Source organism: Paenibacillus agricola (assembly GCF_011440305.1).
Lineage (GTDB): Bacteria > Bacillota > Bacilli > Paenibacillales > NBRC-103111 > Paenibacillus_S > Paenibacillus_S agricola.
In genome coordinates this window covers 20,034-32,249 of the sequence record NZ_JAAOIW010000021.1, presented here as the reverse complement: position 1 = coordinate 32,249, position 12,216 = coordinate 20,034, and the positions used below count along the sequence as shown (strand labels likewise).

Annotated in this window: 11 protein-coding genes and 4 pseudogenes; 1 reads left to right on the top strand and 14 read right to left on the bottom strand. The window is 40.9% G+C overall.

Annotated elements, in window-relative coordinates:
* Positions 1 to 83: 83 nt before the first annotated feature.
* Entirely contained in the window at positions 84 to 557 is a 474-nt protein-coding gene (locus tag G9U52_RS33410; protein ID WP_166155957.1) for an 8-oxo-dGTP diphosphatase, read from the bottom strand.
* 176 nt (positions 558 to 733) lie between these two features.
* Positions 734 to 1,248 (bottom strand): annotated as a pseudogene (locus G9U52_RS33405) (GrpB family protein).
* A gap of 356 nt (positions 1,249 to 1,604) precedes the next feature.
* Here G9U52_RS33405 and G9U52_RS33400 point away from each other — a divergent pair.
* Positions 1,605 to 2,813, top strand: a pseudogene (locus G9U52_RS33400) (IS110 family RNA-guided transposase).
* A 296-nt stretch (positions 2,814 to 3,109) separates the two neighbouring features.
* On the opposite strand, the pseudogene tnpC reads toward G9U52_RS33400, so the two are convergent.
* From tnpC to G9U52_RS33345, 12 genes and pseudogenes are all read right to left on the bottom strand, one after another.
* Positions 3,110 to 4,516 (bottom strand): annotated as a pseudogene (gene tnpC, locus G9U52_RS33395) (IS66 family transposase).
* Between the two features lie 15 nt (positions 4,517 to 4,531).
* Positions 4,532 to 4,648: an IS66 family insertion sequence element accessory protein TnpA gene (gene tnpA, locus G9U52_RS42135; protein ID WP_446430488.1), complete on the bottom strand. Its 117-nt coding sequence runs from the start codon at positions 4,646 to 4,648 to the stop codon at positions 4,532 to 4,534.
* Between the two features lie 128 nt (positions 4,649 to 4,776).
* A pseudogene (locus G9U52_RS33390) lies at positions 4,777 to 4,905 on the bottom strand (IS110 family transposase); the annotation flags it as partial.
* 148 nt (positions 4,906 to 5,053) lie between these two features.
* The gene (locus G9U52_RS33385; protein WP_166155954.1) at positions 5,054 to 5,476 is read right to left on the bottom strand and encodes a DUF1259 domain-containing protein; all 423 of its coding nucleotides are present in this window, start codon (positions 5,474 to 5,476) and stop codon (positions 5,054 to 5,056) included.
* 47 nt (positions 5,477 to 5,523) lie between these two features.
* Positions 5,524 to 5,943 carry a DUF1259 domain-containing protein gene (locus G9U52_RS33380; protein WP_166155951.1) on the bottom strand — a complete coding sequence of 140 codons (420 nt, stop codon included), beginning with the start codon at positions 5,941 to 5,943 and terminating at the stop codon, positions 5,524 to 5,526.
* A gap of 171 nt (positions 5,944 to 6,114) precedes the next feature.
* Entirely contained in the window at positions 6,115 to 7,746 is a 1,632-nt protein-coding gene (locus G9U52_RS33375) for a GMC family oxidoreductase (RefSeq protein ID WP_166155948.1), read from the bottom strand.
* 495 nt (positions 7,747 to 8,241) lie between these two features.
* The gene (locus tag G9U52_RS33370; RefSeq protein ID WP_166155945.1) at positions 8,242 to 8,754 is read right to left on the bottom strand and encodes a GNAT family N-acetyltransferase; all 513 of its coding nucleotides are present in this window, start codon (positions 8,752 to 8,754) and stop codon (positions 8,242 to 8,244) included.
* A gap of 78 nt (positions 8,755 to 8,832) precedes the next feature.
* Complete coding sequence (locus G9U52_RS33365; protein ID WP_243767707.1) at positions 8,833 to 9,366, bottom strand: P-loop nucleotide/nucleoside kinase family protein; 534 nt, start codon at positions 9,364 to 9,366, stop codon at positions 8,833 to 8,835.
* A 132-nt stretch (positions 9,367 to 9,498) separates the two neighbouring features.
* Positions 9,499 to 9,948: a hypothetical protein gene (locus tag G9U52_RS33360; protein ID WP_166155940.1), complete on the bottom strand. Its 450-nt coding sequence runs from the start codon at positions 9,946 to 9,948 to the stop codon at positions 9,499 to 9,501.
* A gap of 291 nt (positions 9,949 to 10,239) precedes the next feature.
* Positions 10,240 to 10,455 (bottom strand): helix-turn-helix domain-containing protein, encoded by a 216-nt coding sequence (locus G9U52_RS33355; protein ID WP_166155937.1) that lies wholly within the window; start codon positions 10,453 to 10,455, stop codon positions 10,240 to 10,242.
* 10 nt (positions 10,456 to 10,465) lie between these two features.
* On the bottom strand, positions 10,466 to 10,948 hold the full coding sequence (locus G9U52_RS33350; RefSeq protein WP_166155934.1) for a DUF2975 domain-containing protein: 483 nt from the start codon (positions 10,946 to 10,948) through the stop codon (positions 10,466 to 10,468).
* Between the two features lie 35 nt (positions 10,949 to 10,983).
* Entirely contained in the window at positions 10,984 to 11,469 is a 486-nt protein-coding gene (locus G9U52_RS33345; protein WP_166155931.1) for a DUF2975 domain-containing protein, read from the bottom strand.
* Positions 11,470 to 12,216 lie beyond the last annotated feature (747 nt).

Sequence of the window (12,216 nt, the reverse complement as noted above, 5' to 3'; positions counted from 1 at the left end):
ATTAGCTGGTATACTTCAATGGAAAAGAGGAGCTGCCACGTAGCAAGATCCTCCACTATCGTATCCGTTCGTAATACTGAGTGTTAGGTTTTTGTGATTTTTACATTACCTTCTCTATTATTTTCTTCATCCCATGTGACCTGGATTTCAAAAGTACCCTCTTCAAAAAACAATGGAAATCTTCGTCGAATAGATTGTTGCATTGGCAGACTGTACGCTTCTTTAATATTTACCCAAAGTGGTTTCCCTTCTGGCGAACTTACAAGTAAATCACCTTTAAAATCTTTCGTAATATAGTTGAAAATCATATATCTGTCATTTTTTATTGGATTTACATATTCATAAAGTCCTTTATAAACCAGATTAGATACTTCAATTCCTGTTTCTTCCCAAACTTCTCTGATTGTTCCCTCAACTATACTTTCAGGAAAATCAATTTTCCCACCAGCAGGAATATAGCCTTTAAAATTATCATGTTGTCTATCAAGCAATAAAACTTTATCACCATCTTGTATCATACAAACAGTCCATATTTTATAATTAATACCTTCACTCATTATTTTTCCCTATCCTTTTTAGCCAAATTATACCACGCATAACTGCCCGTTACTTCAACGAAACTATAAGGCAACCCCTGCACTATCGTACCCGATAGTTGAATGACCAAAGCATATAACCTGCAATGGAGTGGTTTTTTCGGGATATTTTTTTAAAAAGATTATTCCAAACATTATTATAGACCAATTTTTTGTAGTATTTCCTTAACAAAATCTGATTTAGCTTCTGCGTAAGCTATCCTGTCATTACTATAAATACTTGCTAGTTTAACTTTTAATTGCTCATACCTGATTCGATCAATATCGTTTGTTCTTAGATAATCTCTAAAAGCAAAGTGCCTTTGAGGAAACGATTTCCTTTGTTGTAGTACATATGAATCTGGTGTGTTCTTGGTAATCCTTTTGTTAGATAGTAACGTTCTGGAAGATTGGTATTTCCTTTATGTACATATCCTAATTCTCCAAGAGCCTGAATACTTGTAGGTGTGTTATTTTCATTTTCAATTTCAATGGCAATATCGATAATTGGTTTTGCACTAATATTCTTAATAGCGGTACTTCCAATATGGTGAATCGCAAGAATATGGTGACCTATCTTGTTTTCGATTTCATGCTTTTCTGCTAAAAACTCTCTTTCCCATTCCTCCGTCCAAGGGACTAAGAATACTTTACTACCTGGCACACCAAGCATCATCATACCTCCAAATCAGAATCCCATCATTTAACTGCCAATTTTATCATACCATATATTGGCATATTTTACCTGTCCTTCAAATTTGGTTCACTTCGTTAATCTGCCCGATCGTATTATGAGATTAACCAGAACTTACTGGTTGATCCTTTTTGCATTTGCTTGGAGGATTAAGGTACCGGGTCGAACGTACCTGCCCGTGGGACTTGATCCCGAGCGCTATAATGTTCACCCCTACTTGTCATGACCATGATTGAGGCTGGTTGGGACGGAGATCCCGTATAACAAGCGATGCTATGGAGCGACAAAAAGAACCCATAGGGGCTACCGGTAAATCTATATGGAGGAGAGATGAGATGAATCCAGTTATCGGTCTAGACATTTCTAAAGGAGAGAGCCATGGACAAGCCTTCTTAGAGCGCGGTAAACCGTACAGAGGGACATTTCAATTCGAACATACCCGTGATGGGCTGGCGAAGCTCCTTCAAACTATCCACGATGTAGAGCATGCGTCTGGACAACGTCCTTTGCTTGTTCTAGAAGCAACTGGGCATTACCAAAGTCCGGTGGTTCAGTTCTTGGAGGAACATCATTATCTGTACATTGTCATTAATCCACTTATCTCCAATCGGCTTAGAAAGTCCAGCCTCCGTAAAGTGAAGACGGATGCTGCTGATGCTTATCTGCTGGGAGAGCTATACTACAAAGAAGAGTTTGAACCCTTTAAGAAAAGGGGTGTGCAACTGCTTAATCTGCGTTATCTGACGAGACAATATGAGTCTCTTTCAAAGATGTGTGTGCAGACTAAATTGCAGTTCCAAGCTGTTTTAGATCAGGTCTTCCCTGCTTTACAAAAGTGTCTTCGGGGCTATGTATTCAGGCGTTTCACTTCGGTTTTTAAAGTCGTTTCCAACTTCTTATTCGATCTTGCAAACGGACAAAGAAACGCTTAATGCCAAAATTAAAGAACTGCTTTCCTCAAGGCGAGGACGTTCAGAAGTGTGGATTAACGAGCGAGTAAAGCGGGTGCTGGAGGCGCAAAACAAAACCCCTTCAACCAAACCATGTACGCCAGCCACTTGACCAATTTAAACGTTCTGATCACCCTCATTCTTCAGTACCAGGAGCATCTTACAGAGTTGGAACAGAACATAGATCCACTGGCTGAAGAAATCGAAGAGTATGATTTAATCCAGTCGATTCCCGGTATTGGGCATAAAATTGCGGCAACAATTTTATCGGAAATTGGAGAAGTCGACCGATTTGATCATCCTAAAAAACTGGTTGCCTTTGCGGGCATTGACCCGAGCGTCTTCGCTTCAGGCAAGTTCACAGCAACCCGCAATCGAATCACCAAACGCGGCTCAAGGCAGCTTCGATATGCGCTGGTTATGGCTGTCCAATGCGGGCTCATTCGTTCTCGCAACACACGACTCAAAGAGTTCTACGAACGCAAAAGAGCCGAAGGAAAACCACACAAAGTAGCACTAGTGGCCTGTGCAAATAAGCTGGTTCATTGGCTTTACGCCATCTTGAGAAATAAAAAAGCATTCCGTTTAACTTAACCCACATAACTGGTATAACCTTCCAAAACATCGATGACCTGGAGGGTTATTTGGCATGCTTATTTTAACTATACCATATTATTTAAGTTCATTTTACTGGGAATCTTGACAAGCTATTAGCTGGTATAGTTGAGCGACGCAGTCAGTATTAGTTTATTATTCATTGTATAAAAACATTATTATATAGTCTAAATCTTCATTATTTACGGTCAATAATACCATGTGTCGTTTAACAGTATGCGTCAAATAGCCCCCACCTAGCGGTCAGATGGGAGAGAGCGTATGATGAACATAGATTAACTTAGGCGACAAAAATCCGGGAGTTGTGGTGACCACGGCATAAACGGCTCCAATACCCGAGGCTCTTGCAGACCAGAATCTGTGGCAACTGCTCAAACAAGTACATCAGGTACCGGAATGGATGTAGCCCGTTTTCCTTGGCTGTCTCGATCACACTGTAGATAGCTGCGCTGGCCTTGGCTCCGCTCGGTGTATTCGCAAAAAGCCAATTTTTTCGTCCAATGACAAATGGTTTAATGGAGCGTTCACTGCGGTTGTTGTCGATCTCAAGCGCACCGTGACTTAGACGAGCCCACGTTCAATCGCAAATAGCTGGTTGCACCAATCGAGCCCCTGTGCCGCCACACTGTGCGGATTGCTTCTCGCTTCCGGTGCGGCCTTCAGCGCCTCGTCGTACTTACGGCGTGCATGTGCCCAGCACCCCACCAGCGTCACATTCTTGACCTAGTGGTAACCCGCATAGCCATACACGTGCAAATATCCCTTGAATCCTGCCAGAAAATCGCGCGGATGCTCACCTCCACGACCATGCTGATAGTCGTAGATCACCGCGGGCTCTACGCCTCGGCCTGTCCGATACAACCACATGTAGGAGTCCGACTGTGCCGCTTTGCCCGGTTCCTTCAGCACCTGCAGCGTGGTTTCATCCGCATGCAGCGCTCCCTGTCGCAATAGATGGCGCTTCATCTCCGCTACGACGGGCAAGAGCCACTGCTTGGCGCCGTAAATCATCCAGTTTGTCATCGTTTGCCGAGATAGGGGAAAACCATGGCGGACAAACTCCTGCTCCTGCCTGTAGAGCGGCTGGCTATTCACATATTTCTGGCACATGATGTGCGCCATTACCGATGGAGAGGCCAAACTCCCCGGATAGACCGGCCGTGGCATCGGTGCCGTGATGACGGCGTTTGCAGTCCATGGCGCTCACAGTGGCGGCAGGCGTACACCTGCCATACATGCTCGACCACCTTGACTTGTGCAGGCACCACTGCGATTTCCCGGCGAGTCTCCGTGTATTTCGTGCAGGGGTCCGCCGCAGCAGCCGCAGGTTTGCTCGCCTTCGGCAAGGGCATAGGTCACCGTTTCCACTGGAAGCTTCGAGAGGCAGCTTCACGCTTGCCGCTCGTTTTTCGGCGCTCAACCGTGATCTCTTCCTTCTCTGGCTCCTGTTCTGGCGCAGCTGTCACTTCGGCTTCATTGAACAGGTTCAGCTCCAGTTGATCCGGGTGCGTCTTTTCGCTAGAAGCGCCAAAGCGCTTCTGCTGCGCCAGCCGGAACTGCTCTTCATACCATTGGAGTTTGGCTGATAGCTCGGCAAGTTCACGGGCTTGCTTCGTATTTTGTTGCTCCAGCTGAGCGTTTTGCTGCTGGAGTTGTTCGAGGGTGAGGGATTCGTTTTCCATTCGCATAGCCTTCATTTATTTGAATTGATGTAGCGTCACGTTATGTTCCTCGGACCAAGCCTTCATCGTCTGTCCGCTGGCTTGGTAGGCGCGAATACGCTCCGTCCATATCTCTTGCAGATTCGTTTCCATTTGAAGTCCATCCTTTCTTGTGCGTGATGGCTTCATTATGATTGATTAGCTTTATTATGAACAGGTGTATTGGGTTTGACGCTTACCTTCAACCTGTACACTCAAAAAATCAATGTGAGTTAAAACACTTTTTGAATTCGGTTGTGTTGTCTGGCCCTTTCTTCAATGATACTGCGACGATACCGAACTAGTTCTCGAAGCTCTCGCTGATTTTGATCTGGAATGAAACTTGCTTTGAGAAGTCCATGACGAAGAAGCTAAGCTCATCGACCTTCCTCTCCCAGCCATGGTAACAGTATGGACGGATTCTGTACTCCATTTTCATCATCTGTGGTGCGGCGCTTGCGCTGCATGTATGGCTAAAAAAATCATCGAAATATTATTTCGATGATTTTTTATAATTAGCTAACCCAGAAAAGCGATAGAACGTTTTACTTTCTTTGCAAATTCAATAGGATTATCAATCGACTCCCAGTGAATATACATAAGACGCGGGTTCTCGAACAGCCAGTGATTATGGACTGCTGTTACTTTAATCCCGTTATTGCGAAGATTTGAGAGCAATCGATTTACTTGGTTTTGGAAGAGAGCCGTTTCCCCCAAACAGAGTGCGCGCCCCGACTTGTCCAATGATTCAAACGAAAACAGTTGATAACGGACTAAAGGAGATGTTGTACGTCTTCCTAAAATAGCTGCGTTTACTCTCCTATTTCTAGTAACAAAACAAACCGGGCCTTTTGTAATTTCATGCTCGGTTCCACCTAAAATGGTTGAAAATTGATCACATAGTCTTCTAAAGGCAGGACTTACATTTACTTGCACCGCCATATGAAATCATCCTTTCATAATAAGATACGAACAAAACTCAACTGCAATTAACCCAAGAATGCAATGGACTCTTTGGTTCTTTTCGCAAATATGACAGGATTCATGATGGCTTCCCAGTGCATATACATTAATCGAGGATTTTCTTTTAACCAGTGATTATGAATTGCAGTCACTTTTATCCCGCGTTTACGAAGGTTCGTTATTAAACGATTAACCTGATTTTGATGAACGGCAGTCTCACCCAAGCATAGCGCACGACCCGAACTATCTAGCGATTCAAATGAGAACATTTGCATTTGAACCAGAGGGGAGCGCGTTCTTCTTCCTAAGATCGTTTCTTTTAAATTCGTCATTCGCGTCACAAAACAAACCGGACCTGCATCAATTTCTGATTCGCCTCCTAAGATTTTCCCAAATTGCATACAAAGTTTTCTGAATTGCGGACTTACTTTCACTTGTTGTGCCATATAAATCCTCCTTTAATCATGTTCAACATAACGTATGATCAAAGAAGAATAGAGAATTGGACCAATCCCTATTGTTTCAAAAATGTGCGAATTCCATAGACCCAAAAAAACACGTAAAAAGCACTCTGAACATAGAGTGCCTTTATGAAAACTGAACGTAAGAGATTTCAGTTATTCTTCGCAATTTTCGAATCTTTCTCGAATCTTCCTCCGCTGTTTCCTTTTATCTATCCATATGACTTGTTTAGCGATCGTATATCCGATTAGATATGCTGCCGCTGAAGTATTTCCATCCACAGTAAATGGGATGATCGAAGCATCTGCAACAATTAAATCTTTTACCCCATGAACGTTTCCCCGCCGATCAACGACCCCTCCATTTTTTAAAGGAGCCATACGAAGCGAGCTTTGTTGGTGATGATTGTGTTCAAAATTTTCTTTAATAAATTGCTCAAGTTCGGTATCATCATCTATCGTTTCAGGAGTTGGTGAAATGAGGCGGTATGTTGGATCAATGGAGAATAGCTCAGCAGCTATATTCTTTACATAGATCTTATAAATGTTTTTTACGGCTTCCAAATCAATCGGATTATCGAGAAATCCTTCATCTGCGAGCACAATTTTAAGCGGGTCTTTGTTTTGGATTCTAATGGAACCGCGACTCTTCGGACGCAGATAAATCAAACCTAACGTTAAAGTATCGCCTTCAGAAACAATACCCAAAATTTGAACCGCTCGACGACGCTTTCTATCTATTTCTAAAGGGTCAGGCAGGAAAGCCCCGCCGGTATAAAGGGCATTTGGATCATTTGAAGGTAAAGGTCTGTCGCTCGGATTCGATTGAAATACTGCAAAGTTAAGTGTGTGGTTTCTTAAGCTTTTCCCCACGTTTGGATTATGAAAGATGCAGCGAATACCAGCTTCTTTAAGTATTTTTGCAGATCCTATCCCGGATAGTATTAAGAGCTGAGCGCTGTTAATACCTGCTGCAATAATGACCTTTTTCCTTGCGCGTGCGATTATGCGCTTGCCATTTTTTAAAAATTCCACTCCGCGGGCGCGCTTATTAGAAAAAATCACCCGTAATGCGGTCGAATCAGAAAATAATCTTAATTTACGACCATTTACTCCCCGACCATTCAACGCTAAGACATCCGAAGACAAAAATGCAGTGGAGGAACTTTCCCTTCTGCCATTCGGATTCTGATATAATTGCCATCGAGTAAAGGGGCCAATTGTGGTTTTCGGGTTATTATAATCGAGAATTTCAGGGAAGCCGGTAGCTCGCTCGATTGCAGTAACTAATTTTTTTGCCATGGATGTCGGATTTACAGGAGCCTGACGAATGTCAATATGCCCACGATACCCGCGTGCAGAGGCATTATTTGTTTTCCCATTATATTTTTCAAGTCTTTTGAATCGCAGAACCGCTCGATTAGGAGACCAGAGAGGCCCGAGCAGCCTTTCCCATTCTTTAAATACCCTGCCTGTTGGGCGAACGTACTGTTCTCCGTTAATCGATGAACCACCGCCCAAGAGGCGTCCTGTTGTCCATTCAAACGTTCGATCGTCCAGCCTCGCTTGCGGGACACCTTCTCCTTGCCAGAAATACTGAGGGAAGAACTGTTCTTCCAGCTCAGAAGCCATCGTCGAGTCGCTAATCGGTTTGTCTTTATCGTTGTTTCCGCCCGCTTCTAAAACAAGGACGGATGTTCTTGTATCATCGGATAGGGTTTTCGCGATTACCGCTCCTGCGGGTCCTGTACCCACAATAATGTAATCAAAAATTAATTTTCTTTCCATCAAAACTCTCCTTTAAATAATGGGCTAATGTAGGATATTAAGTTTAGTTGTCTCATGTGTCGAAAAAATAACTTGCCCTGTACACCCTACACCCAGAGGGAAGATCGACTTGGAAAAGTAAAATGCATCAAGGAGCAGTTAGCCAATACGGCAGCTGCTCCCTTTTTATTACACTTAGAGGTATGTTTGCATGGTGTGGTACTTCGAATATAACGTGTGCGTCAAATAGCCCCCACCTAGCAGTCAGATGGGAGCGAGTGTATGATGGATAAAGATTACGTGAGGTCCTCTACATTGACAAGTATTTCACGTAATTTTATTAATTTCTCCATGTTTTAATAGCCTCCTTTTTATCTTCCTCCACCCCATAGTTCCATTCCACCTTTTCCTCCAGGGTATTGTTCTGGACCATTATTTCATTGGCTTGCTCCCGCAACACCAGTGCTGCACCACAGAGGATGAAAGTTAATCAGTTCTTTCATGATAGCTCAACAATTATGGTTTAACTTTAGTGAAATACAGATTCAAATCGTCATCAACACAAACCATGGCACCAGGGTCAACTGGTTGTTCTTTGTACATAACTCCCCTGCCATCTGGTATATATCCCCTTTTTGCGTATAAACGTTGCGCGCTGCCATAGCTTTTGTATAGTCCAACGCCAATTCCAACTATTTCGAATTTCTCAAATGCAATGTTCTCGATAGCCTCTATTAATGTATGTCCAATTCCATGATTTCGTAATGGAGGAATAACATTAAAATCATTAACTTCAGGTATTCCATTTCCAACAAAGTAAGGATAATGAGATGTAGCAAGCAAATGTAAGCTTCCCGCAAACTGCCCTTGGTAAAAGGCTAATAAAGTTATTCTTTCTCCTGCCACGTTCTGTTCCCAGCACCTCAAGATGTAATCCCTAGGTTTTTTAATATCATGTTCAGTAAAAACTTGGTATACAAGTTCCACATCTGAATCAGTCATTTGACGAACTTTAATGGAATTGTTCATAATTTCCCTCCAATGGTCAATTGCATGTGAAGGACTGCCGCATGGCGGTATTGAACTATCGTTCGCCGTTAGTTTAATCTAATAGGCTTCAATAGTCACATAAAAACGAGTGCTTTTGATTACTTCTTTTACCGTTTCTGAGGGTTGTTTAAGAGTAGTGTCATAACTAAATTTGTTAATAGAAGGTGAACTCACCATTTTGTTCAATAAAAACAAAGAACGTTCTAAAGAATCAATATCCCCTCGAATTTTTAGCCTTTCGATTATTTTTTCTTTATCTGCTTTTAATACAACATATTTTAAACTCACATTTTTTAAGTCGGATAAATGTTCACAAAACCATTCAAGTTCTTCTTCTACTACAAAGTCAATAACGACATTTAAATCATGTTTCAAAGAATTCCTCGTCAAAGCCACTATATTTTCCCATGTGAGTCGTAAGCGCTCTTCCCACGAAAGTAATAATTCGTCATTTAACATATTAAGAAGAACATCACCCTCAATAAGAACGCATTGCTCAACATTTCGTGCAAGTTCTTTCGTAGTCGTTGATTTACCAACCCCGAGAGGACCCGATATAAGGTAGACTATGTTTTTATTTTGTTTGTTCAATTCATATCCCCCCATAAACATTATCAATTAAAATAATACAATATGTATGCAATGATTTCACTAATCTGCCCGTTACTTCAGCGACAAAGGAGGAGCTTTCTGCGTGACGAGCCCCTCCACTATCGGTATTCGTTAGTTCAATGAATCCTCAACATTTTCTAGGATTATCTTTTCAGGATTACCTATAATCTTTACTTTTTGTTCATGGTCAAGGACATGCCATGACTCTTCATCAGTAGGGTCTGAGACAAAGGTTTTTACAGAGAAACCGTCGTCTAGTTCAAGTGTTAAATCATTGCTTCCATTCTCGATATTTATACATTTCACTCGCTTCATGACCATATTACCTAGTTTTTGTGAAAGAACTTCATGTTCTTCTTTGTCATCTGTTTGAGCCTGCCTTGAGCCAGTAATGACTTTATTAAGACTTCTGAAGTGCCATGTTGGTTCGAGCCAAATGCTGGCACCAATATCGGTCTCACCTGGCAAACATTCCAAATAAATGATTAACGAGTTACCCGCAAGCCTGACAAAGGACACTTGCTTTTCTTCAAGTCTCTTTATTTCATTTATTACCCCCATGATTTTCCTCCCTTCAAGTTTAATTGTATCTTAAAGTATTGAGCTATCCTGCCCAGTTACTTCAACGAAAACAAAAAAGGAGCCGCTATAAGGCTAACGGGTTCCCTTTTGAGGTGCAAACATTGCAAATCACATCACATTTATTGTCACTAATATCAATGCAATTCTCAATGGAATTCTCTAATTAAATAACAATAATAAACGCAGAGAAGGGATAGCTTAATCGCTATCCCTTCATCTTAATTTCACTATCTAATCCCGTTGGTTGAAGAAACTTGTTGTCTGTTTTTATTAACTGTCTTCGTCACTTTTGTACTCCAAAATATCACCCGGCTGACAATCCAAAGTCTTACATATCGCTTCTAATGTTGAAAAACGAACCGCTTTTGCTTTCCCATTTTTCAGAATGGAAAGATTCGCCATAGTAATTCCAACCCTCTTCGAAAGTTCTGTTACGCTCATTTTCCTTTTTGCCAACATCACATCAACATTGATGATAATCGCCATGATATTCACCTCAGATCGTTAAATCATTTTCTGATTTTATATTAATAGCTTCTTGTAAAAGTCTTTGGAGAACAGCAGCAAAAACGGCGATCACCATAGAGGCGAAAATAATGACCAATCCGATTGGTATGAAACTTGGAGGGTCAACTCTTTCCGCCATGAGATAGTAGAGTGGCATACCTAGCAGGTACAAGGTACTGATCGTGATGGCACAGTATTTTATATTCTTTAAAGCCTTTACCGATAATTCCGAGAACGCTTGCTTCTTATCAATATAGCTTAAAAGTTTAAAAGCTTGATACAGAGCAAAGTAAAAAGGTATCGCTGCCGCGTACATATCGATTAAAACGAGAGATTTCATATAAGCAATATCTGGATACAATTCTCCAGCAAAATTCCCGATCTTAGGCACCAAAAATATGCACAATGCAAGAACTGGGATTCCTATAAAAATAACAGCTAGCTTTAAAAAGAGTGTCGTAACTTGTTTCATAAAAAGCACCTCGTTAATTAAATTTTACCGAAACGTTAATCATTTTCTGGTTTTAATTCAAGGATGTTTTTTAATGGCTTTTGAAGTACGTCCACAATGGCTGTGATGATACTTGTTGCTAAAATACCCATTAGACATAATGATGTAGGACCCGCTGCATCATCACTATCTGTAACTTTAGCAAGCACCCTTAAGCTTACTATTCCTAACAAAATGAGGAAAATGACTGTAAAAGCACATTTCTTTATAATCTTCAAAGATTTAAGGGATAATTCAGAGAAAGCATTGTTCTTTTCGATGTAGGTTAATAGTTTATATGCTTGATACAACGCAACAGAAAACGCAATACAGAATCCGTATGCACATACTAAAAAGGGGATTAGGAAGTAAGCCGTATCTGGATGTACTCTTGCATCTCTAACGGCTATCTCAGGCAACCAGATACACAAAGCAAGCACTGCAATTCCAGCCAGAAAAATAATTACCTTTAAGAAAGTGGTTGAACCTCGTTTAACATTCATTTAAAACACCTCACTTATTTAATGACAACATGATTTTATCATATGATTTATCGTTTTACAATAAATTAGTATTCTTTTTTATTATATTATTATTGTTATTGAAATATCCTTTTAATTTTGACAAAAATAAAAAGGATTTCTCATTACAAAGAAATGCTCTTACTTTAAAATGTTAAATTTACAACTTGTTCAACAAAACTTCCAAATAGTTTGATAAAGTAAATCATTAAAATAAATAATATCCTTCATCGTAAATTGTTTATCGGCAATCCCCAATCTTTGAGCTGGTATAGCCTTCACCTTACGTATAGGCTGAATTAACATGAAGTCCTTCGATATACTTGTTTCTTCGATCAAACTCATGAAGGGCATTCAAATAATCCGAGTAAGAGTCCGTATCATTCTTTGTTGGTGGTTGAGGAGAGAAAGAGAAGCGAAGTCTTGCATTCTTTTGAGAGAAATCATCAAGATGGTCATCTTTATATAGGATTGTGTCATTGTAGATATCTTCAACTCGAACATCCCAATCGTATGCCACATCCGAACGGAAGATGTATCGTGACCCCACATCTTATCTAAATTTATCGATTCAAAAGCCTTTGCTTCGTGTCGTTCAAGAAACTCCAAACATCTTCTATAAAGCCATTCTAATTTAGAGTAATAGGTCTTGGAACCAATCCCTAACATTTCACACGAGCGTTTAACAGGAGTTCTGTTTAAAAGTTGAGCAGCTAAATCAGGCAAGAT